Origin of the sequence: Actinoplanes derwentensis, assembly GCF_900104725.1 — a bacterium.
In the GTDB taxonomy this organism is placed as follows: domain Bacteria; phylum Actinomycetota; class Actinomycetes; order Mycobacteriales; family Micromonosporaceae; genus Actinoplanes; species Actinoplanes derwentensis.
The window spans coordinates 695,734-716,633 of the sequence record NZ_LT629758.1 but is presented as its reverse complement, the minus strand read 5'-3'; the positions used below and the strand labels follow the sequence as shown (position 1 = coordinate 716,633).

Sequence of the window (20,900 nt, the reverse complement as noted above, 5' to 3'; positions counted from 1 at the left end):
TTTTGGGTGACCCCGAAAGGCCGTCAGCGATACAGCGACGGAACCGGCGGGAGATTCACCGAATGCCGCTCTCCGCTTTCCAGTGCGGCCACACAGGCCTGCGCGACGAAAGTGGCCGCGAAACCATCCCAGGCGGTCGCCCCGCCACCGCTGCCGTCGATCCAGTCCTGCAATTCCAGACGGTACGCCTCGGCGAATCGGGGCCGCCAGTCGCCGGGCAGTTCCCGGGCGTGCAGGCCACCCCGGCGCAGCGAGGTCGGCGGCGGGGCGTCGAGGGTGACGGTGCCGCCCTCGGCGACCAGCTCGCAGCGCACCTCGTAGCCGTACCGGGCGTTCACGAAGATCTCGACGTCGGACAGCACCCCGGACGCGGTGGTGAGGATCAGGAACTGCGGGTCCTGGGTACCGCCGCCCTGCGCGGTGCGCCGCGGCCGGTGCACGGCCACCTCGACGATCTCCTCGTCGAACAGCCAGCGGGTGACGTCCAGCTCGTGCACCGCCGAGTTGGTGATCACCGCCGAATCGGGCAGGCCGGGCACCGCGGCCGGGTTGCGGTGCACGTTGTGCAGCATCAGCGGCGCGCCCACCGCCCCGTCCTTGAGCACCGTCTTCAGGTCGGTGTAACCGGGGTCGTAACGGCGCATGAACCCGACGGTGATCAGCCGGCTGCCGTACGCGGTCTCGGCCTCCAGGATCCGGGCGCAGCCCTCGACCGTCGGCGCGAGCGGCTTCTCGCACAGCACCGGCTTGCCGGCGGCGATGCAGGCCAGCACGAAGTCCTCGTGGGTGGCGTCCGAGGAGGCGATCAGCACCGCGTCGATGCCGGAGTCGGCGATCAGCCTGTACGGGTCGTCGAACACCCGTGCTCCGCCGCTGCTCGCCGCGACCCCGGCGGCCCGCTCGGCGTCGAGGTCGAAGACTCCGGCCACGATCGCGCCGGAGACCGCCTCGGTCAGCAGCCGGGCGTGGTCGGTGCCCATGATGCCGGTGCCGATGATCCCGATCCGTTTCACCGCGGGCACTCCGGTGCGGTCCGCGGCCTGATCCGGTTCGTGCAGGGTGGTCATCAGGAAACCTCCGAAAGGAACTTGACACTGGTACGGACGTCGCCGACCGGGCCCTCGCCCGCGGGCGACGGTCCGGCCAGGGCGCAGTCCTGTTCGAGGACGTACCAGCCGGAGTAACCGGCGGCTTCGAGGGCGCTGACGATCCCGGCGACATCCACGTCACCGGCGCCGAGCGGCGTGTAGAGACCGGCGCGTACCCCGTCGATGTAGGCGCGGGTGCCGTCCTGGACGGTGGCCGCGACCGCGAGGTTCACGTCCTTGAGGTGCACGTGCGAGATCCGGGCGGCGGCCAGTTCGAGCAGTTCGGCCGGTTGCATGCCGCCGATCAGCAGGTGGCCGGTGTCCAGGCAGATCGGCACGTCGCTGCCGTCGAGCACCCGCAGCACCGCTTCCCGGCTCTCCACCGCGGTCCCGACGTGCGGGTGCAGGCTGGAGCGCAGGCCACGCTCGGCGGCCATCCGCTGCAGCGTCTCCAGAGCGGCGAACAGGGTGTGCCACTCGGCGTCGGTCAGGTGGACCTTGTGGTCGTAGCTGCCGTCGGTGGACCGGGCGGCCAGCACCACCACCTCGGCGCCGGCGGCCGCGAGGGTGTCCATCGCGGCGGCGGCCTCGGCCAGATCGTCGGCGGTGCAGACGTGCATCGGCACCGGCAGGAAGCCGCCGATCAGGGTCAGGCCGTTGCGGTCCAGGTTGGCCCGCACGTCCGCCGGGGTCTCACCCAGGTAGCCGGTGGGACCCAGCTCGGTGGCGCGCAGCCCGAGCCCGCTCATCTCGGCGAGGACCCGGTCGGCGGGCAGCTCGTGCCCCCAGCCGGGCGCCTCGCAGACACCCCAGGAGATCGGGGCGCCGCCGACGCGTTCCGCGAAGCCGGTCATGACTTGTCTCCTCCTACAGGGATGAGCAGGCGTTACAGCAGCGTGTCGCGAAGGTTTCCGCGGCCCGTGTGAGCAGCTTCCGACGCGATGTCGATCACGTCAAGACTTTGTCTTGACATTGTTCTGAACGCACTGACAAACTTCCGCATCTGCCCATGAACCTTCTTCTATGTGGCCAGCTCGGCGCCCATCTCGCCAGGCGGGCACTGGATTGACATAAGGTTCGCCGCGAGCGAGGTTCCCACCGTGCCGATGCCGCCCCTTGAGATCGACCGCACCAGCCCCGTCCCCATCTACTTCCAGATCGGCCGCCGCCTGGAAGAGGCCATCGACCGCGGCGAGCTGGTCCCCGGGGAGCGCATCCCCACCGAGATCGAGCTGGCCGACTCCCTGGACATCTCCCGCCCGACCGTCCGCCGGGCCATCGAGGAACTCGTCGACAAGGGCCTGCTCACCCGCAAACGGGGAGTCGGCACGCGGGTCACCGACGTCCAGGTGCGCCGCCGGGTGGCCCTGACCAGCCTGTTCGACGACCTGGCCGCCGCCGGCCGACAGCCGCAGACCCGGGTGCTGAACTTCGAACGCGACTGCGTCGACCGGCACGCGGCCCGGATGCTGGGCCTGGCCGCCGGTGCGGAACTGGTGCACTGCGAACGGCTGCGCCTGGCCGACGGCATGCCGCTGGCGGTGCTGCGCAACTGGCTGCCGCCCCGGTTCGCCGACCTCAACGGCGACTCCCTGGCCACCCGCAGCCTCTACCGGATGATGGGCGAGTGGAACGGCCGGCCCGCCGTCGCCAAACAGCGGATCACCGCGAAAGCCGCGACCCCCGCCCAGGCCCGGCTGCTGGACATCGGCCCGCACACGCCGCTGATCAGCATGCAGCGCACGTCGTTCGACAGCACCGGCGCGACCGTCGAATACTCCGACAACCTGTACCGGGCCGACCACTACGCCATCGAGGTGACCGTCTTCAATCGGTGAACCCGGCGCGTGCGACGATGCTCGGCATGCCCGAACGACTCATGCAGGTCGACGAGGTCACCGACGTCCTCGAAGTGCGTGAGGCCCTGGAACGGACCGCCGCGGCTCGGGTGACCGCGCTGCGCCGCGATCCGGGCGTGATCGCCGCCGAGCTGCGCGAACCACTCGACCGCCAGGCCGCCGCGATGGCCGCCGGGGACATGGCGACGTTCATGGTGGCCGGCGTCGACTTTCACTTCCACGTGGTCGCGCTCTCCGGGAATCCGATCGCCGAGCGCCTCTTCGGGCCGCTGCGGGATCACCAGCTGCGCCTGGCCCGGTTGGTGCTGACGGTCGCCGATCTGGAACCGGCCGATTCGTTCGCCGAACACCTGGAACTCGGCGACCGCCTGCGCGAGCACGACTTCGCCGGCTACTCCCGGGTGCTCGACCGTCACCTGGCCCGGCACCAGGGCCTGCTCTAGCGGGTCGCCGACACGAACACCCGGTCACGGCCGGCGCGTTTGGCGGCGTACAAGGCAAGGTCTGCTCTGGCCAGAAGCTCTTCGGCCGACTCGTGACCGTTCCACTGGGCGGCACCGGCTGAGAACGTCTGACCGAGCGGGGTCGCTGCCTGGAGACGCTCGATGATGTGGTCGGCGTCGCCGAGCCGGGCATGATCGAAGACCGCGCCGAACTCCTCGCCCCCGTAGCGGGCCAGCAGGTCCTCCGGCCGCAGCTGGTCCCGCCAGGCGCCAGCGGCAGTGGTGAGCAGTTCGTCGCCGCCCTGGTGACCGAATTCGTCGTTGTAACGCTTGAAGAAGTCCAGGTCGATGATCGCGACGACCACCGGGGTGCCGTGCCGGCGGGCCGCGGCGATCCGGCGCTCCAGCTCCAGATCCCAGGCCCGGCGGTTGGGCAGGGCGGTCAGCGCGTCGATGTGGGCGACCGCGTCGAGCTGACGGGCCTTGTCCTGCACCTGGCCGACCAGGTCCACCATCCGGAGCGTGACCAGGGCGAACAGCAGGATGCAGCCGGTACCGGCGGCGATCCAGTCGACCTTGCCGTCCTGCAGGAAACCCTGCGCCAGCAGCAGCGCCGGAGCGGCCATGCAGGTCAGGTTCACCAGCATCACGCGGCGGAGCGACATGTCGGTCACCGGGCGCAACGGGCGGCCGCTGAGGACCCGCATCGACGGGTGGATGGCGGTGCCGGCCATCAGGATGGCGGCGAACGACGAGACCGCGGTCAGGTCCGGCGCGTCGATCACGAAGACCATCGCCACCAGGCTGAACATGTGCGTCACGGCCTGCAGCACGATCGAGATGCTGAGCTGCCAGAACGCCGCGTTGCGCTGCCCGACCGCGGTGAAGAACCGGATCAGTACACCCAGCAGCAGGACGTCACCGAACGGGAACAGGGCGGCGTAGACGTCCCCCATCATCTCGGTTCGCATCCGGAGCAGTGGGGTGATCACCAGAAGCCAGCAGGCCAGCCCGAGACCGACACTGATCATCAGCGCGTCGAGCATCCCGGCCCGGTCCTGCCGCCAGGAGGCGCCGCGCACGATGAAGAGCAGAGCCGCCGCCTCGACCGGGTAGATCGCCATGAAGATCGGGAAGGCGATCGGGATGGCACCGGCCAGGTAGAAGACGTAACCGAGAACCGTGATCAGGCCGGCGCCGGCCAGCATCAGCCACGGCCAGCTCGGCCGGGGACGGTTCAGCCACACCCCGGCCGCGATACCGGCGGCGAAGAGGATCGGCATGACCAGTGCCATCAGCCCGCCGACCGGGCCGGTCGGGGTGGTGAACAGCTGACCGGAACAGAAGAGCAGCCCGCCGGCCAGCCACATCCACCAGATCCGGACGAGTCTCGCCTGGCGGGCGGGGTCCGGTGCGGCCTCGGTCCCCGATCCCGGCTCACCAGCGCGCAGGACCGACACGTCCACCGGTTCACCCGGTTCCGCGCGGTTCAACAGAGCCTGCGTCACGTGCGCCGCCTCCCCCTCGTCAGGTCGCTGAGGTCATCATCGGCAAGGACCGGCGGGGCCGCAGCAGTCCGGCCACTTCCGCAACCAGGTCGCCACCGGACCGGTACGCGTGCGTCTTTCGCTGATACCTCAGGAACGGGACGGCCCGGCATAATGCATCCATGCAACCCTCTGCGACGGCGTCCTTCCCGGGTCGGGCGCTGCTCGCCACCGGGGCCGCGATCGCCGCGGCCGGAGCCGTCGTCCTGTCCGGCCTGCTGATGGGCCTGGTCGGTCCCGGCGACGTCGGCGAGCCCATCGAGTCCGGCAAGCCGGCGACCATCGTCTTCGACGGCTCACCGCGGATGGTGTGGGCGACCGCGGACGTCGACGTCCACTGCCAGGCGTCCAGCACCGCCGGGCCGACGTCCTGGGGGAACACCCGGATGTTCCAGGACTTCACCACCCGCGACCGGTTTGGTGTCGCCCTGCTGACCGCCGAGCCGGCCGGCGAGCACATCTGGACGTGCACCGCCGCGAGCCCGGCCGGGCTGTCGGTCGGCACTCCCCCGCTGGTCCACGACCTGCGCACCCGGACGGACCTGATGCTGGGTGTCGCGGCCCTGACCTTGCTGGCGCTGGTCCTGGGCGTGCTCGCGGTGGTGCGGCGCCGGGCTATTTGATCCGGCGGGTCGAGCGGGCCACCAGCTTGTCGTACTCCTTGTGCCCGTCCAGCCACTCACTCAGCAGCGGGCACATCGGCACGACCGTCCGGTTCCGCCCGCGGGCGTCGTCCATCACGGCACGGGCCAGGGCGTCCCCGATCTCCTGCCGCTCGAACCGCGGATCGACCTCGGTGTGGGTGAAGGCGACGATCGGGCCGGTCACCTGGTAGGTGATCACACCGGCCAGCTCCCCCGCCTCGTCCCGGGCCTCGAAGCGACCCCGCTCGGGATTCTCCACCACCGTGATCGTCACCGGCCCATCCAACCACGTCCCGCTCTCAGTCGACGGGGCGGCGCTGCACCAGCCGGACCGCCATCGGCGCGTCCGGTGCGGGAGCGTCCCGGAAACGTTCGATCAGGGCTTCCAGGTGTTCGGCGGGCATCGGGCGGGCCAGCTGGTCGCCCTGGCCGAGGCGGCAACCGGTGGCGAGCACGGTCGCCAGGTCCGCCTCGGTGGACAGGCCGTGGGCGACGACGTCCATGCCGAGCCGGCGGCCGAGCGTGACCGCGACCTCCATGATCACGCCGACCGACGCGGGAGCCCCGTCATCCTGGCTGAACACCTTGCGGTCCACCTTCAGCAGGTCGACCGGCAGGATGCGCAACCGGCTGAGCGAGGTGGGCCCGGCGCCGAAGTGGCCGACCGCGGTGCGGATGTCGCTCGTCCGCAGGTTCCGCAGGTGGTCGGCGAGGAGCGCATCGGATTCCGGACCGTGGTGCAGGTCGTTCTCACTGATCTCGACGACCAGCGCCGACCGGGGCAGCCGGTGCGTCGCCAGGACGGTCTCCAGCCCGGTGTGGAACGACTCCTCCCCCAGCTCGCCGGGACGGACACCGAACGAGAACCACAGCGGATGATGCTGCTCCCGCCAGGCGGCCGCGTGCCGGCACATCCGGTTCAGTGCCCAGATCCGCAGGTCGCCGAGCACGCCGAGGTCGTCGGCCAGGGCCAGCAGCTCGGCGGCGGGCAACCGGCCCAGGGACGGATGCCGCCAGCTGAGGATCACCTCGACCCCGACGGGCCGCCGGCCGGCGAGTTCGAACACCGGCTGGAAGAGCAGTTCCAGCTCGTTGCGGTCCCGGGCGGTCGGCAGGTCCTGCTCCAGGGTCGACCGGCGGACCAGTTGCTCCTCGACGGCTTCGTCGTACCAATCGACGCCGCCGGGTGGCCGGGTGCGCGCCACCCGCAGGCCGAGTGCAGCCCGCCGCATCACCTCGTCGATGTCGGTGTCCGGGGCGAGTTCGCCGATCCCGGCCCAGACCTGCAGGTGGGCGCTGACACCGTCCACCTCGTACGGCACGGTCAGCTCGGTCACCAGGAGGCTGGCCAGCACGTGCGCGCGGAGCGCCCCGTTGCGGGTGATCACCGCGAGCTGGGCGTCGCCGATCCGGGCGGGCACGTCGGTGGCACCGATCCGGGCCTGGACCCGGCGGGCCGCCTCGACCAGCACCGCCTCGGCCCGGTCGGTGCCGTGCACGTCGGCGATCGCGGTGAGGCCCCGCAGTTCCACTTTGATCAGCGCGCCCCCGTCGGCGGCCGGCCGCCCGGCGTGCCGCAGCCCGTGAATGTTCGCCAGCCCGGTCAGCGGGTCCAGGTGGGTCGCCTGTTGGAGGGCCTGTTCGAGTTCCCGCTGGTCGCTGACGTCCCGGATGTGGATCACCAGGCTTCGCCCGGGGATGGCCGGGTCGGCGCCGCCGGCGGTCCACGCGGTGTCCCGTCGGCGCCCCAGGCCGTCCAGGACGACGGCGGAGAAGGACTCGTCAGACTCCTCGCCGCCGAGCCGGTCGGTCAGGAACCCTTCAAGGGCGCCGGCCTGCTCCGGGTCGACCAGAGCGGTGATCGGGCGGCCCAGCACGCCCTGATCGGACAGCCCGAAGTGCCGGGCCGCGGCGGGCGACTGCCAGCGCACCGCCAGACCACTGTCGAGCACCATCGCCACGTCGGACGAGCCGAACATCAGGCTGCGCAGCCGATTGCCGTGGTGGGTCAGGTGGTCGGCGTGCCGGCGCAGGGCGATGGCCGCGACGAACTCCCGGGTCGCCACCGCGAGCAGGGCGGTCACACACAGCGCGATGGCCGTGGCGTCCAGGTCGCCACCGTGCAGCAACCGGGCCACCACCGCTATCGCGGCGCCCAGCACCGGCAGGGTGAACAGCGGGAAACCGGCGGCGGGCTCGCTGCCCACGGCCGGGAGCGGCCCCGCGTCGGGATCGACCCGGACACTGCCCCACCAGATCGCCCAGGCGGCGACGTTCATCGCGGCGCCCGCCGCCAGGGCGGCCGGCGCCGAGTTGGGGTTGGCCGGGTTGTCCGCGCCGATGACCAGGGCGATGAGACAGATCAGAGACAGCGCGACGCCGGGGCCGGTCCAGCGCAGCGCGGCCCGGTGCCGGACCGAGTGCACCCCGGCGACCGCGGCCAGAGCGGTGGCGACCGCGCCGAGGAAGGCCGCGATCGCCGAGGCACCCCGCAGGTAGCCGTCACTGAGGATCAGCACCCAGGTCGGCAGGATCAGGCAGGCCGACACTCCGACGGTGTCCAGCCAGACCCGCAGTCGGCCGAGCGGATCGCGGTGCTGCTGAGGCCGCAGCAGCGCAGGCAGCGTCACCAGAACGGTGAGGATCAGGGTGACCAGGTAGAGATGCGCGGCGACCGGGACACCGTCGGTGGTGGCGGCCGGCATGACGACTGTGACGACGGCGGCGGCCGCACCGGTGACACCGGTGAGGAGCAGGCCGGTGCCGAGCAGCGCGGCCCGGAACCGCGGGCCGGCGACGGCACCTCGCCACGCCGCCCACAGCATCGCCGTGCCGGGAACGGCCGCGGCGGCGGCCAGCAGTCCACCGGCGACGGTCAATGGCAGCAGGAGCACCACAGCGATGGCCCAGGCCGCGCCGACAGCGACGTACGTTGATGGACGCACCGAGCGGAGTCCAACCATGCCGCACATCTTACGGAGCGGAATCGATCTATCGGCAACGCGTGACTAGCCGGTGGCCGAGACGACCATCGGGGTGCCGGCGACCGGGTCGAGGGCTTGTTCGCCTCGACCTCTTCGCCGGACCCGTCGGCTGACCGTACCGAGCGCGATCTTCCCGAACCAGGGTGAGCGACGCATAGTTGTCGCGCACTGACGATATTTGATCGAACACGGCAACTTGCCGTCCGACAGCCTGCCACCGGGTGGCAACTGCTGGGACGGGGTCGTCGCTGGGATCTTGTTCGTGCAGGTCAGTGGCATCTGCAACGTTGGCGCATGCGTGCGTGAGAGTGCGGACAAAGTGGACGGGGCGCTCGAAGCGTCGCGGGACGGGATGCGGGCGCTCTGGATCTCGCTCGCCGTGCTCGGGGTGACCGCTGCCGTCCAGGCCGGGATCGTGGTGTAGATCCGGGTCGGTGGCTCTGCTCGGGGACACGCTGCACAACGTGGCGGACGCGCTCACCGCCGTGCCGCTCGGGATCGCGTTCTGGCTGGGTCATCCGGGCGACGAGTGTCACGGCGAGTTGTCCCACCATCGACGCGGGCGGATGGCCACGACCGCCGGATAGGCTGGGGGCGTGACTGGGTACTCGTACCGAATGCGCCGGTCCTTTCTGTTCGTGATCCTGATGATCGTGACGGCGGTGCTCTTCCCGGCCGATCACCACCATCACACCGACGGCCACTTCACCGTCGCGACCTGTGTGGATTCCGACGCCGTGCCGGTGCACGAGCATCGCCGCGACCCCGGCACGATGTCCCCGGTGGCGTCGCGCGGGCGGCTCGCGGAGCCCGGCACCACGTCCGCCGGCGCGAGCGTCCCGGCTCCGCCACTACCGGTCTGCTCACTGATAGCCCACGTCGATCTGCGTCTTCCGGGTGTTCTGCGGGTGTAGGAGCGACTTCGCTCCCGCACACATCCCCCGCAGACCGGAGAGACGACACAGGTGCATCCCCAACCGAACCGACGGACCACCCACGCCTACGGCACCCCCAAGAACCTGCTGGTGTACGACCGGTGGGGCGCTTCCGGACGCCCGGTCGTCCTGCTGCACGGCCTGTTCTACGACCGCACCATGTGGTGGCCGGTCGCCGCCGACCTGGGCGGCTCGTGTACCGCGGTCGCCGTCGACCTGCCCGGTCACGGTGACTCGGCGCGCCGCGACGAATACTGCCTGGACCGGCTCACCCACGACCTGGCGATGCTGCTCAGTCGTCTCGACCTACGGCGGGCGCCGATCCTGGTCGGGCATGCCGAGGCTGCGCGGGTGGCCGAGACGTTCGCGGCGAAGTACGCCGTCCACTCGGTGATCACCGTGGCCGGGGCGGGGCTCGACGACGTGCCGGAGGCGTACCGGCAGTTCGCCGTGGCCCGGCCGGATCAGGAACTCGCCGACGCGTACCGGGAACGGCTCCTCCCCCGGCAGACCACCGCGACCCTGCAGGTGGACCTCGGTGACAGTTTTCCGCATCTGCGGGATCCAGCGGCGTTCGCGGCCCTGCTCAGAAACGTGCGGTGAGCGCCGCCCGGACGGCGTTCAACAGTTCGGCCCGGGTGAACGGCTTCTCGATCAGGGCGATGTCCGGATCGAGGACGCCGTGTGTGCTGGACAGCACCCCGGCCGCGTACCCGGACATGTAGAGCACCCGGGTCAGCGGCCGGCACCCGGTCACCTTCTCGGCCAGCGCGGTGCCCAGCATCGTGGGCATCACCACGTCGGTGAGCAGCAGGTGGATCTGGCCCGGATGGTCCTCGGCGATCCGGATCGCGGCCGTCACGTCAGCCGGCGCGAGCACCAGATAGCCACTGGTCACCAGCATCCGCTCACACACCAGGCGCAGGGACGGCTCGTCCTCGACGAGCAGTACCGTCTCGCCGGCGCCGCGCGGGGCCTCGGTCGGCGTGGCCCGGGTGCCGACCTCGGTGGGCCTGCGGTCGGTGACCGGCAGGAGCACCGTGATGGTGGTTCCGGCGCCCTCCAGTGACTCGATGCGGACACCGCCACCGGCCCCGGTGATGATGCCGTAGACCATCGCCAGGCCCAGCCCGGTGCCCTGGCCGGTCGGTTTGGTGGTGAAGAACGGCTCGAAGATCCGGTCGATGATGTCCGGGGGCATGCCGGTGCCGGTGTCGCTGACACTCAACCGCACGTACTCGCCGGGCTCGATCGGCGGTCCCTGCACCTCGCATTCCGCGCCGACGGCCACCGCACCGGTCTCGATGGTCAGGACACCGCCCGAGGGCATCGCGTCCCGGCCGTTCACCGCAAGGTTCATCAGCACCTGCTCCAGGTGGCTGGGGTCGGCCTGCACCGGGCCGCACCCGCCGTCGTGCACCACCCGCAACGTGATGTGCTCGCCGATCAGCCGGCGCAGCATCTCCTCGACGCTCTGCACCACCGTGTCCAGGTGGACCACCTGCGGCCGGGTCACCTCCTTGCGGGCGAACGCCAGCATCTGCCGGGTCAGGTCCCCGCCGCGACGGGAGGCCCGCAGAATCTGCTCGGTGTCCCGGTGCACCTCGGCCCAGGCCTCACCACAGTCACACCCGGCCGGAAGCCGCTCATTGGCGTTCTCGCCGATGAACGCCGCATAGTTGCTGATCACCGCGAGCAGATTGTTGAAGTCGTGCGCGACACCGCCGGCGAGCTGGCCGAGACTCTCGATGCGCTGGGTGCGCTGCAACTGGTCCTGCAGGCGGGCGCGGTCGGCCTCCTGGCGCAGCCGGGCCCGTTCGGCCTCGGCCTCCAGACGATCGCTGATGTCCCGGACCGCGGCGGAGACGAACAGGCCGGCGTCGGTCTGCAGGCCGCTGAGACTGATCTCGGCCGGGAAGACGGTGCCGTCCTTACGACGGGCCCGCAACGGCTGCCCATCGCCCATCGCCCGGTGCACCGGATGACCGGTGTACCGCTTGCGCAACCCCCGGTGGCCACCACGGATGTCATCGGGCACCAGACACTCGATCAGGCTGCCGATCAGTTCCTCACGCCGGTACCCGAACAGACGCTCGGCCTGCGCGTTGACGAAGACGATCCGGCCGGCAGCATCCGAACCGAGCATCGCGTCGGGTGCCGCATCAAGAAGCTGTTCGAACACGCTGGCCGGGATCACGCCTCTTCGTACCGCAAGCCGGCCGCCGCCGGACGGTTTGCACCACATTTGCTACCGGGACACCCACCCGATCGCACCCGGCCACCTCGAAGCTGATGCACCATGCGGCTCCTGATGTCCGGTGTCGGCCTCGTCGCCGTGCACTTCCTCGTGCTGCGCGCGTTGCCGTCCGGTTCCCAGACGGCCACCGATTTCAGCGTGACCGTGCTGATCCTGGCGGCTCTGGCCGCGGCGGCAAGCGCGCTGGTCACCGCCCGGCGCAACACCGGGCGGTCGCGGATCGCGTGGGCGGTGCTAGCGGTCGGCGTGACCGGCTGGGCGTTCGGCGAGTCGACATGGGCCTACTACGTATCGGTACGCCAGGTCACCGCCCCGTTCCCGAACGTCGGCGACTTCGGTTTCCTGCTGATGATCCCGTGCACGGTGGTGGCGCTGATCGCGTTCCTGGGGGTGCGCCGCGGCCTGCTGCGGGTGGTGCTCGACGGGCTGCTGATCGCCGGTTCGCTGCTGGTGGTGAGCTGGGTGCTGGTGCTGGAATCGGTATATCAGGCCGGCAACCTGACCCCACTGGCCAAAGCGGTGTCGGCGGCCTACCCCCTCGGTGACGTGCTGATCGGGGCGGTGGCACTGATCCTGCTGCCGCACGCCGAACCCAGCCGCCGCCGTAGCGCCGCGTTGATCGTCGGCGGGGCGGTCGCGTTCAGCACCGCCGACCTGGGTTTCGCCTACCTCAACCAGCACAGCTCCTACACGTGCGGGCATCCGGTGGACAGCGGCTGGGTGGCCGGGTTCGTGATGTTCGCGCTGGCCGCCGCCTACGCACCGGCACAACGACCGGCCGCGGCCACCGCGCCGCTGCCGATCCTGCTGTGGCTGCCGTACCTGCCGATGGCCGTCGCCGTGCTGGCCACCGTCGAACGCCTCGCCACCGGTGGCCGCCTGGACTCCTTCACCGCGATCGTCCTCGGCACGGTGATCCTGCTGGTCCTGGCCCGGCAACTGGTCGCGTTGCGGGACAACTCGGCTCTCAGCCGTGACCTGCACCGGGTGGTGGCGGAACTACGCCGCAGCGAGGAACAACTCCGCCACCTGGCCTATCACGATCCGCTGACCGGGGCCGCCAACCGCGCCCTGTTCCTGGAACGCACCGAAGCCCGCGCCACCGGCCCGTTCACCGTGCTCTACCTGGACCTGGACGGCTTCAAACCGGTCAACGACCGGTTCGGCCACGCGGCCGGTGACACCCTGCTGGTGGAGGTGGTGCACCGGCTGCGCGCCGAGACCCGCAACACCGACCTGGTGGCCCGCCTGGGCGGCGACGAGTTCGCGATCCTGCTCGCTCCCGGCACCACCACCGACGACGCCGAACACCTGCAATCCCGCCTGTCCGCGCGGATGATTGCCCCGTTCCTCATCGACGGCCACCCGGTGACCATCGGCGCCAGCATCGGCACGGCCTCCCGCGACTCCGACACCGACGACACCGCCACGGTTCTGCGCCGGGCCGACGAGGCGATGTACCGGGCCAAGGCCCGCACCCGCGCGGCGGTGGCGGTCACTCGGTGACGTCGGTCAGGTCGCGCAGGATCTCCGAGGCCATGACCGGGTCGAGGCCGCCGAGTGTCCGGAGGTCCCTGTCGTCGAGGGACCACCCGCTGACGGTGCCGTCGTGCAGGAAGACCGCGACCAGTTTCTGCTGGTCGTAGAACCCGACCTGCCCGACGATCCCCGGATCGAGGTGAACGGTCAGGACCTGGCCCCGGCCGGCCGGGCGGTCGAAGCCGGGCGAGGTCCCGGCGTACGCCGCTTCCTGCCGGACCCAGCCGCGCCGGTCCAGCAGGAGCACCTTGGTGGTCGCCACCGTGACGCCTTCGAACCGGTCCAGCCGACCGGCCCCGCGCTCCGCCTCGGTGAGGGTGAACACCGGCCGCCCAAGCTGCGGGAACGGCTGCAGGATCTCGTAGTCGGTGAACACCTCGGCCCACCGGGCCCCCTCGGCGCCCAGATGCACCGGATGCGCGACGCCGACCAGATCGTCGTCCCCGAGCTCGACCGGTTCGTCGTCGGCGTCCGCGAAACTGCGGTCCTCGGCGATCCGCAGCGACCCGGCCACGGCGCCGCCACCGTCCCGGGCCGCGTCGCCGGTCGCCTCTCCGGTCGCCTCTTCAGTTGCCTCGAATCTCGCCCAGACCAGACGCCGGCCGATGTGCCACATCAGCGGATGGTCGACGAACAGCCGCCGGAACTCCGCCCCGGTCCACCGCCGGCCGTCGATCATGGCCTGTTCCAGGCGCCGAACCTGCTCGGCCGAGATCTTCCGCACGTCCTTCTTCAGGGCGGCGAACCGCCGGTAAGCCTCCTCACCCAACTCCGTGTCGTCCCGGACACCCGGTTTGGGCAGCGCCTTGAGCCGTTTCCCACCGGCCTCGGCGACAAACGGCCGCAACTGCTCGTCGAACCCGACCACGAACTGCCGCGGCCCGTAATCCAGCCGCAGACTGCCGTCGGCGTCCAGCCCGAAGTCGGGGACGAGCCGGTCTGCCAACTGCTCAGCGGTGAGCCCGAGACCTTCCGCGACCTCGGCGATCCGCGCCGCGGCGGCTTTGCGCAGGGTGGTGGACCTGGCCCGCTGCGAGATCCGGTGCAGGTGCAGCAGCGCCTGGTCGGAACCGATGCCGACCAGCACGGACAGCCCGGTGATCGCGCGAGCGGGCAGGCCCTCACTGGGCCAGGCCAGCACCAGTGGGGTGAACCGGCGAACCGTCTCGTCATCCCCGGTCTGCGTGACCGCGTCGAACACCCAGCTCTCCTTGGAGTTACCCCCGGCGGTCTGCCACAACTGGAACAACGCCCAGCCGAACCCGGCGAGCCCCGCCGGGTCGACGGCGTCCCGGACGAGATCCAGCCCCGCGTACGGCTCGTCGGGCCGGGAGATCATCAGCATCAGGACCAGGTTGGTGACGGCCTCGGCAGGCAGCGCCCCGGAGCCGTCCCGCAACCGCACCGGCGGGAGCACCCCGGGCGCGGCCCACCCCGGCGGCGGCGGCATCCGGGTCGGCAGCGCCGCCAGCGGGTCGGCGGCGAACAGTGCCTCCACCCCGGCGGCGGCCTCCGGACCGTATCCGGTGGCGGCTACCCGGACCTGCTCGGTGTGCCCGCTTCCGTGCAGCAGGAGCAGTGCCCGTTCGGCCTGCCGCCGGGCGGTCCCGGCCTTACCCAGCGCCGCCGGGATCAAAGCCCGCGCCGCCGCCTCGGGATGCCGCGTCAGCCAGCGCTGGGCGAGTCGGCGCACCGACTTGAGGCGCGCCGACCAGTCCGCCATCAGCAGCGCGACCTCGGGCGAGGTGAACGGCATCAGCAGCGGGCCGTAGTCGCCGGGGGTCGCCCGCGCGAAGGTCAGCAGCACGGGCAGCACATCGGTCCCGAGACGGCCGGCCGCGCCCCGCATCCAGTGCGGTGCCATGTAGTCGGTGCGCGGCCGCCATCGGGCGAACGCCTCGCGAGCGACCTCTTCCGGCCCTTGGGTGAACAACTGGCCCGCCTCATACCACTGGCTGGTGCCATTGATCACTTTCTCCGCCAGGGCGGGCCAGCCGATCTCCGGAGCGACGTAGTGCGACCGCGCGGTCTCCGCCCACTCCTCCCGCTCCCCCGCGAGCCAGTCGGCCGCCGCCTCGTCGGTGCAGGTCAGACCGGCGACGACCGGCGGCTTGGCGGCCTTCTTACGGTTCTGCCACGGCGGCTCGGCGAGCACCGGCGGCACCGCGGACGGTGGAGCGGTCACCACATCGGCCGAGGCCTCCACGACGGCCCGCACCCGACCGGCAGCCGCCGGGCTCAACAGCGGCAGGACCTGGTCGACCAGGTCGAGGTGCTTGACCACGTGCACACGCAGCAGTTCGTCGTTCGCCTCGGCGAGGAGCCGCATGGCCCGTGCCGGGAAGCGCTCGGCCGACTCCCGCAGAGCCGACCGCACACCGCGCGACCCGGACCGGGCCAGCAGCCCGCGCATGGCGTCGTCGCCCGGCAACGCGGCCAGCATCGCGAGAATGCACTGATCGGTGCCCCAAATCGCGTCGAGCCAGTGCAACAACCCGGGCCCGGCGGCAGCGCCGGCGCCGTCGGCGAAGGTGACCACGAGATCGTGGTCGGCTCCCCAGTGCTCGAAATGAGCCTGGCGAGCTAGCTGGTCCGCCTGCGCCGGCGTGTCCACGGCGTAGAGCAGCATGTCCGTCCGGGTGGAATCGCCGGTGGACAGCGCGTCGGCCACGTCCTCCGCCAGCCAGTCCGGATGGACGGTCAGCACCGAGCAGGCGGCGCGGGCGAACGCCGACCCGGCACGATAGGGCGTCAGCGCGGCGACGACCTGCTCGAACTCCTCCTCCGGCGCGGACGCGAGCGCCGCCCGGACCCGCAGCAGCAGCGGCAGTCCGGCGATGATCTGCAGGGAGGCCGTCTCGACAGCGGCGAGCGCCGCGAACCGGAGCCCGTGGTCGGTGATCCACACATCGGCCAGGGCGACCCGGTCGTCCCGGCCCCGCGCCGCGCTCGCCGCAACCACAGCGGCAGCCGCCGGGGTGACGACGTCCACCGTGGCCGGTCGTGCGGCGAGCATCTGCTCCACCCGGGCGCGGGCCTTCGGATCGGCCACGAACGGCCGCACCCCGGCGCCGCCCCGACGCGGATGCAGATGTTTCCGCCAGGCCTCCGGCAGGACGAACGTGTCCTCCGGAGACGTCAAGTTCCCCGTGTCTTCCACGCCGCGAAACCTACCGCCGGGGTACGACAAGAATCGGCGCCCGCGGATGAGAACAGCTCCGGCCAGCGGTCCGAGCAGAACCACCACCCTACGGTCAGGGCAGGACCACCACACCGTCGTCGTCGCTGACCACCACGGCGCCCGGGGTGAACCGGCATCCACCGAACTCCAGGACGACGTCCCGGGAGCCGGCACCGGTCTTGGTGCTCTTGCGCGGGTTGGAGCCGACTGCCTTGATGCCGACCGGCAGTGCCCGCAGGGCGGCCACGTCACGGACCGCGCCGTTGATGATGACGCCGGCCCAGCCGTTGTCGACGGCGAGACCACCGATGATGTCGCCCAGCAGCGCGGTGTGCACCGAACCACCACCGTCGACGACCAGCACCCGGCCGGCGCCGGGTTCGGTGAGGACCGACTTGAGCAGGGCGTTGTCCTGGAAGCAGGAGACCGTGACGGCGGGACCTTCGAAGACCGTCACTCCCCCGTACTGCCGCAATTGGGTGTCGCAGGAACCCAGACTCTCGCCATGCTGGTCATAAAGGTCGGCCGTGCTCGTCATCTGTCTTCTCCTTGATCCGGGGTAGAGCCTAACAACGGCCGGCCGAGCCGGGCCGGGATCGTCACCTCGGGCGGGCCAGCGGGTGCACGGGTGTCCAGCGCGGTCCGGCGGGCATGCCGGAGCGCGGCGATCAGCTGGTCCGGGTCGTGGGAGGCGCCGCTGGGCACCGGTATCGTGAACGAGTCCCGGCCGTCGGTCACGGTCACCTCACCGTCGCCACCGGCGTCGATGCCGGACTCCGGGGTCCAGGTCAGACGGTGGTGCCCCATGGGGTCACTGCCGACACCCCGCCGGTGTTCCATCGCATCCGGGGCCGCAGATACCGCCGCCAGCCGCCTTCCAGACCGAGAAGCAGCCCGACGGCGCCGGCCACCAGGAACGCCTCCTTCGGGACCCATGCGCCGATCGCGAAGACGATCGAGGAGCCGAGAAAAGCGCCGCTGGCACCGGCCCGCAGCATCCGCCCCCGAGAGGATCCGGAGACCGGGGTGAATTCGCTGACGGTCGCCGGGTCAGCGTCGCGGGGAAGCAGGTCGTCGCGGTCGGCGGCGGGCTCACCGTCATCGTCGAGCCAGGCCGGCAGACCACGATCATTGTCGTACGGGACCAGGTCCATCTCGTCGACCGGCGCCCTCGGCACGTAGACGTACCCGTCGAGTTCCACCGCGCACCAGGATCCGGGACGAGGGCTGCCGTACAGAATGGCCGGCCGGGTCCGCAGTCGCGGGTCGGTGCCGTGGTCGTCGCCCGGATCGCCGCCGGTACTCCCGAAATGCTCGACACCGAGTTGTTCGGCCTGCCCGTGCGGGCCGGGGATCAGCACGTACACGAAACCGTCGTTGTCCAGCGCGCGAACCGGGCGGGCCGGCTGCGGCCCGTCGAAGAACCGCCGCAACGTCCGCTGCCGGGCCACCGCCCGGGACGTCAGCGCGACACCGGCTCCGGCCACCAGGACCAGGGGGATCAGGAGCAGGCTGATGTCGTACGGCTCGCTGCGCAGTTGACGTAGTCCCTCGTCGTCGACCAGCAACTCCACCGGATCGCCGATCGGGTAGTCGCCGGCGTAGAGAACCGGGGTGCTCCATCGGGTGCCGTCGGGGAGTTCGACGACCAGGGTGACGTCGTCGTCGCGGTGCTCCCGGGCGACCGCGGTGATCGTCCGGGCAGCCGCCTCCTGGTCGGTGACCTGCTGCTGCCGGACCAGCACTCCGGCGATTCCGGCAAGCGCGACGGCCACCAGCACCGCACCGGTGATCGTCCGCGATCGGGCCGGAACCCGTCAGGTGCCGCAGCCGGGCGACCAGCACGAGGTTCTCCCGCCCGGTGAGGATCTCGTCGACCGCCGCGAACTGCCCGGTCAGGCTGATCGACGCCCGGACGTCGGCGGCCTGCCCGGCCACGTCGAAACCGTTGACCACAGCGGTCCCGGCATCCGCCCGCAGCAGGGTGGACAGGATCCGGACGAGGGTGGTCTTACCCGCCCCGTTCGACCCGAGCAGAGCGAAGATGCTGCCACCCGCGACGTCGAGGTCCACACCACGCAGGACCTGCACTTCATCGAACGCTTTCCGTACGCCGCGAACCCGGATCACAGCCGGGGTTGAAGTGCTCATGCCGGCCATCATCGAGCCCTGACGCAGCGTCGGTGTCAACCCCGAAGCCCTCCTCACTCTAGGTAATCTGCAAGCCACTCCATTGCCGCAATTCCGGAGATGGCCGGGAAGCCGGCGACCCGACGTACCACCAGTAAAATTAATAGTTTCCAGTGATCACCAACCAGGCTGACCGATCATGATCACCAATGGTGAGTCCGGCCAACTGGGTGTCGTTTCCATCACCCGGTCTTTCGATGCGCAACATGCATCGCAGCGAACCACGGGTCTAGACTGGACGACCATGAGCCCTCGGCTTACGACGGATCCGCTTTCATTTCCGAGACGAGGTCGGACGCGTGGCGCCACCCAGTGGGGATGACCTCTGGTACGGACCGGAGGTTCAGTGGCCGAGGCATCAGTATCAGCCCGTGCGGGATGCCGTCGAGGTCGCCCGTTCGGCCGGCTGGCACTTGCGCCAGACTCGCGGTCACGGCTATGGGCGGGCATTCTGCAGACGCGCGGACCGCGGCAGCGCCGTCTGCAAAGTCATCATCAACACCACACCGGAGCGCCCGGAGAATCACGGTAAGGATTTCCGGCGAGCGGTCCGGGATTGCCCGCACCATTTCGCCGACCAGTCTTCCGACCTCAATCACGCACACCGGCTACTGGACGGCGCCGACAAACTGCTGAATGCGGCCGAGGGCCTGATCGAAGGCGAGGCCCGTCGGCACGACTCGCAGAAAGCATGGCTGCGGGCACAGGAACTCCTCACCGAAGCCGAGGTGAACGCGGCCGAGGTCGAACGCGTAATGGATCTAGCACAGCAGTTCGATGAGGAAGCACGAAGGTTGACGCACGGTAGCTGGATTGCCGGGATGGAGGTTTCCGGTGCCGACGGAACAGCGACCACCTATACCGCGGGCGCTGAGGAACGCGTCACCGAAGCGAGCGGGGTCGCCGCCCGGATCCCGAACCAGGAAGATCCGAAACTGGTCGCCCTAAAGGGCCGAGTTGTCACCGTGAAGGGTCGGATCACCCAAGTTAAGCTGCACCTAAGTCAAACATAGGCGTACGGTGTTGGCGCTTGCCAACGATGGCTATAGCATTCGGAGACAGCTGCGCACCGGGAGGTCATCGTGTACCGGATTGCCCTGCGTGTCACAGGCGTGGATCTCGACGACGACATCACCTGCGACGTGACCACCGAACGCCTGGGGCACCTCACCTGGCTCGAGGTCGACGGCCGGACTCTGGCAGTGCTGCACACCTCCGCGTGCCCGGTCGGCGAGGCCGTGCAGGCCGCTCGGCAGATCTTCGCGCATCTGACCGGTGCCCGGGTCCTCGATGTCGACCAGGACCTGGTCGGCGTCTCCGACATCGCCAAACGGGTCGGGGTGACCCGGGAGGCCGTCCGGCTGTGGGTCGACGGTAAGCGCGGACCCGGCGGTTTCCCCGCCCCGGTCGGCTCGGCCGGTGGTGGCGAGCGTGGTTCCATGCGGTTGTGGCAGTGGGCAACCGTCAGTGACTGGCTGCGTCATTTCGGCTTGCACGACGACGAGGAGACCCCATCCGCCACGCAGGTGGCGGAGATCAATGCCGCGTTGCATCGGGTCCTCGGCCCGGCCGACCGGGAATGGCAGCACACCAGCAAGGGAAAGCTTCGGGTTCCGCGCTTGAATCACGCCGGCCAGACCAGCGCGACCGGCACAAGATCAGGCCGTATTCCCGTCAAGGTCGATTACGGAACCGCGATGGGCTGGCATGAACGCCGTTCGCTGAGCGGCGGCATCGAATGACCGATATAACAAATCCGCCGCTGGATACCGATGACGCACTCTGGGACGTCATTCGCGGTATCGAATTACTGGACATCCGTGTCATCCGATGGCATGGCGAACTCCATGACTATCAAGCCAATGCGGTCGGCGACCTTTATCCGGATTTCAGCGTGGAATTTCGCAATGATTCGGAGACTCTGCAATTGCGCTGGGATTTCGACACGACACTGCGGTCACCCACCAGCAAGCCGGTCGCCGATCTGGGCTTGACGCTCATTCAGGAATTCACTTTCACCGATCCAGAGACCGGCATCAGTATCAGCCCCGAACTGATACACGAGTTCGCGAAGAAGACGGCGATCATCTCGATCATCCCCTTCGTCCGAGAAGCCGTTCAGACATTGACGGTCCGGCTGGGACTTCCGCCTGTCACGCTGGGTCTCATGCGCGCCGGTTCGGCTGGGCCTCAGTCTTTCTCGGTGCGCGGCACGTCGTAACACCGCACTACG

At 70.2% G+C, this 20,900-nt stretch carries 21 protein-coding genes and 1 pseudogene; 11 read left to right on the top strand and 11 right to left on the bottom strand.

Annotated features, from left to right (window positions below):
- Positions 1 to 23 precede the first annotated feature (23 nt).
- Together BLU81_RS03090 and BLU81_RS03085 are read right to left on the bottom strand one after the other, a co-directional pair.
- The gene (locus BLU81_RS03090) at positions 24 to 1,067 is read right to left on the bottom strand and encodes a Gfo/Idh/MocA family protein (protein ID WP_092541394.1); all 1,044 of its coding nucleotides are present in this window, start codon (positions 1,065 to 1,067) and stop codon (positions 24 to 26) included.
- Entirely contained in the window at positions 1,067 to 1,942 is an 876-nt protein-coding gene (locus tag BLU81_RS03085) for a TIM barrel protein (protein WP_092541392.1), read from the bottom strand. Before BLU81_RS03085 ends, BLU81_RS03090 begins: the two co-directional genes overlap by 1 nt.
- Before the next feature lie 252 nt (positions 1,943 to 2,194).
- Here BLU81_RS03085 and BLU81_RS03080 point away from each other — a divergent pair, with 252 nt between their 5' ends.
- Complete coding sequence (locus BLU81_RS03080; protein WP_092556531.1) at positions 2,195 to 2,926, top strand: GntR family transcriptional regulator; 732 nt, start codon at positions 2,195 to 2,197, stop codon at positions 2,924 to 2,926.
- Positions 2,927 to 2,952: 26 nt separating this feature from the next.
- Positions 2,953 to 3,390, top strand: coding sequence for an FCD domain-containing protein (locus BLU81_RS03075; protein ID WP_157751142.1), 438 nt, complete (start codon positions 2,953 to 2,955; stop codon positions 3,388 to 3,390).
- Here BLU81_RS03075 and BLU81_RS03070 read toward each other — a convergent pair.
- Positions 3,387 to 4,898 (bottom strand): diguanylate cyclase domain-containing protein, encoded by a 1,512-nt coding sequence (locus BLU81_RS03070; RefSeq protein ID WP_092541388.1) that lies wholly within the window; start codon positions 4,896 to 4,898, stop codon positions 3,387 to 3,389. The two genes, BLU81_RS03075 and BLU81_RS03070, sit on opposite strands and share 4 nt — an antisense overlap.
- A gap of 161 nt (positions 4,899 to 5,059) precedes the next feature.
- On the opposite strand from BLU81_RS03070, the gene BLU81_RS03065 reads away from it, so the two are divergent.
- Positions 5,060 to 5,560 (top strand): hypothetical protein, encoded by a 501-nt coding sequence (locus BLU81_RS03065; protein ID WP_092541386.1) that lies wholly within the window; start codon positions 5,060 to 5,062, stop codon positions 5,558 to 5,560.
- Here BLU81_RS03065 and BLU81_RS03060 read toward each other — a convergent pair.
- On the bottom strand, positions 5,553 to 5,867 hold the full coding sequence (locus tag BLU81_RS03060; protein WP_331717477.1) for a GNAT family N-acetyltransferase: 315 nt from the start codon (positions 5,865 to 5,867) through the stop codon (positions 5,553 to 5,555). The genes BLU81_RS03065 and BLU81_RS03060 overlap by 8 nt on opposite strands.
- Before the next feature lie 13 nt (positions 5,868 to 5,880).
- Entirely contained in the window at positions 5,881 to 8,544 is a 2,664-nt protein-coding gene (locus tag BLU81_RS03055) for an EAL domain-containing protein (protein WP_092541382.1), read from the bottom strand.
- 319 nt (positions 8,545 to 8,863) lie between these two features.
- On the opposite strand from BLU81_RS03055, the gene BLU81_RS51395 reads away from it, so the two are divergent.
- From BLU81_RS51395 to BLU81_RS03040, 4 genes are read left to right on the top strand one after another with little or no spacing between them, the layout of a single operon-like run.
- The gene (locus BLU81_RS51395) at positions 8,864 to 8,989 is read left to right on the top strand and encodes a hypothetical protein (RefSeq protein ID WP_269460982.1); all 126 of its coding nucleotides are present in this window, start codon (positions 8,864 to 8,866) and stop codon (positions 8,987 to 8,989) included.
- A 10-nt stretch (positions 8,990 to 8,999) separates the two neighbouring features.
- Positions 9,000 to 9,152, top strand: a complete 153-nt coding sequence (locus BLU81_RS50205) for a hypothetical protein (protein ID WP_231954080.1) — start codon at positions 9,000 to 9,002, stop codon at positions 9,150 to 9,152.
- A gap of 9 nt (positions 9,153 to 9,161) precedes the next feature.
- Positions 9,162 to 9,479: a hypothetical protein gene (locus BLU81_RS03045; RefSeq protein ID WP_157751140.1), complete on the top strand. Its 318-nt coding sequence runs from the start codon at positions 9,162 to 9,164 to the stop codon at positions 9,477 to 9,479.
- A gap of 51 nt (positions 9,480 to 9,530) precedes the next feature.
- Entirely contained in the window at positions 9,531 to 10,103 is a 573-nt protein-coding gene (locus BLU81_RS03040) for an alpha/beta fold hydrolase (protein WP_092541378.1), read from the top strand.
- Here the strand turns inward: BLU81_RS03040 and BLU81_RS03035 are convergent.
- Positions 10,087 to 11,697 carry an ATP-binding protein gene (locus BLU81_RS03035; protein WP_231954079.1) on the bottom strand — a complete coding sequence of 537 codons (1,611 nt, stop codon included), beginning with the start codon at positions 11,695 to 11,697 and terminating at the stop codon, positions 10,087 to 10,089. The two genes, BLU81_RS03040 and BLU81_RS03035, sit on opposite strands and share 17 nt — an antisense overlap.
- 102 nt (positions 11,698 to 11,799) lie before the next feature.
- On the opposite strand from BLU81_RS03035, the gene BLU81_RS51390 reads away from it, so the two are divergent.
- Positions 11,800 to 13,263 carry a GGDEF domain-containing protein gene (locus BLU81_RS51390; RefSeq protein ID WP_092541374.1) on the top strand — a complete coding sequence of 488 codons (1,464 nt, stop codon included), beginning with the start codon at positions 11,800 to 11,802 and terminating at the stop codon, positions 13,261 to 13,263.
- On the opposite strand, the gene BLU81_RS51385 is transcribed toward BLU81_RS51390, so the two are convergent.
- The 5 genes and pseudogenes from BLU81_RS51385 to BLU81_RS03005 all read right to left on the bottom strand — a co-directional run.
- Positions 13,253 to 16,456, bottom strand: coding sequence for a DUF4132 domain-containing protein (locus BLU81_RS51385; RefSeq protein ID WP_269460981.1), 3,204 nt, complete (start codon positions 16,454 to 16,456; stop codon positions 13,253 to 13,255). The two genes, BLU81_RS51390 and BLU81_RS51385, sit on opposite strands and share 11 nt — an antisense overlap.
- Positions 16,457 to 16,550: 94 nt before the next feature.
- On the bottom strand, positions 16,551 to 17,015 hold the full coding sequence (gene rraA / locus BLU81_RS03020; protein WP_092541372.1) for a ribonuclease E activity regulator RraA: 465 nt from the start codon (positions 17,013 to 17,015) through the stop codon (positions 16,551 to 16,553).
- Positions 17,012 to 17,284 (bottom strand): hypothetical protein, encoded by a 273-nt coding sequence (locus BLU81_RS03015; protein WP_092541370.1) that lies wholly within the window; start codon positions 17,282 to 17,284, stop codon positions 17,012 to 17,014. Before BLU81_RS03015 ends, rraA begins: the two co-directional genes overlap by 4 nt.
- Positions 17,266 to 18,258, bottom strand: coding sequence for a hypothetical protein (locus tag BLU81_RS03010; protein ID WP_092541368.1), 993 nt, complete (start codon positions 18,256 to 18,258; stop codon positions 17,266 to 17,268). The genes BLU81_RS03015 and BLU81_RS03010 overlap by 19 nt, the downstream gene beginning before the upstream one ends.
- 10 nt (positions 18,259 to 18,268) lie before the next feature.
- Positions 18,269 to 18,628, bottom strand: a pseudogene (locus tag BLU81_RS03005) (ATP-binding cassette domain-containing protein); the annotation flags it as partial.
- A 410-nt stretch (positions 18,629 to 19,038) separates the two neighbouring features.
- Here BLU81_RS03005 and BLU81_RS03000 point away from each other — a divergent pair.
- The 3 genes from BLU81_RS03000 to BLU81_RS47555 all read left to right on the top strand — a co-directional run bounded on the left by BLU81_RS03000 (position 19,039) and on the right by BLU81_RS47555 (position 20,888).
- A complete protein-coding gene (locus tag BLU81_RS03000) occupies positions 19,039 to 19,680 on the top strand; it encodes a hypothetical protein (RefSeq protein ID WP_092541366.1) in 642 nt (213 codons plus the stop codon).
- A gap of 69 nt (positions 19,681 to 19,749) precedes the next feature.
- On the top strand, positions 19,750 to 20,409 hold the full coding sequence (locus BLU81_RS02995; protein ID WP_157751138.1) for a hypothetical protein: 660 nt from the start codon (positions 19,750 to 19,752) through the stop codon (positions 20,407 to 20,409).
- On the top strand, positions 20,406 to 20,888 hold the full coding sequence (locus tag BLU81_RS47555) for a hypothetical protein (protein ID WP_157751136.1): 483 nt from the start codon (positions 20,406 to 20,408) through the stop codon (positions 20,886 to 20,888). The genes BLU81_RS02995 and BLU81_RS47555 overlap by 4 nt, the downstream gene beginning before the upstream one ends.
- The last annotated feature ends 12 nt before the right edge of the window (positions 20,889 to 20,900 follow it).

What these genes read in the sequence shown, in the direction of transcription:
- BLU81_RS03080 (WP_092556531.1), top strand. Translation starts at nt 2,195, where the DNA reads ATGCCGCCCCTTGAGATCGACCGCACCAGCCCCGTCCCCATCTACTTC.
- BLU81_RS03085 (WP_092541392.1), bottom strand. Translation starts at nt 1,942, where the DNA reads ATGACCGGCTTCGCGGAACGCGTCGGCGGCGCCCCGATCTCCTGGGGT.
- BLU81_RS03055 (WP_092541382.1), bottom strand. Translation starts at nt 8,544, where the DNA reads ATGGTTGGACTCCGCTCGGTGCGTCCATCAACGTACGTCGCTGTCGGC.
- rraA (WP_092541372.1), bottom strand. Translation starts at nt 17,015, where the DNA reads ATGACGAGCACGGCCGACCTTTATGACCAGCATGGCGAGAGTCTGGGT.
- BLU81_RS03015 (WP_092541370.1), bottom strand. Translation starts at nt 17,284, where the DNA reads ATGGGGCACCACCGTCTGACCTGGACCCCGGAGTCCGGCATCGACGCC.
- BLU81_RS03065 (WP_092541386.1), top strand. Translation starts at nt 5,060, where the DNA reads ATGCAACCCTCTGCGACGGCGTCCTTCCCGGGTCGGGCGCTGCTCGCC.
- BLU81_RS47555 (WP_157751136.1), top strand. Translation starts at nt 20,406, where the DNA reads ATGACCGATATAACAAATCCGCCGCTGGATACCGATGACGCACTCTGG.
- BLU81_RS51390 (WP_092541374.1), top strand. Translation starts at nt 11,800, where the DNA reads ATGCGGCTCCTGATGTCCGGTGTCGGCCTCGTCGCCGTGCACTTCCTC.
- BLU81_RS03075 (WP_157751142.1), top strand. Translation starts at nt 2,953, where the DNA reads ATGCCCGAACGACTCATGCAGGTCGACGAGGTCACCGACGTCCTCGAA.
- BLU81_RS03090 (WP_092541394.1), bottom strand. Translation starts at nt 1,067, where the DNA reads ATGACCACCCTGCACGAACCGGATCAGGCCGCGGACCGCACCGGAGTG.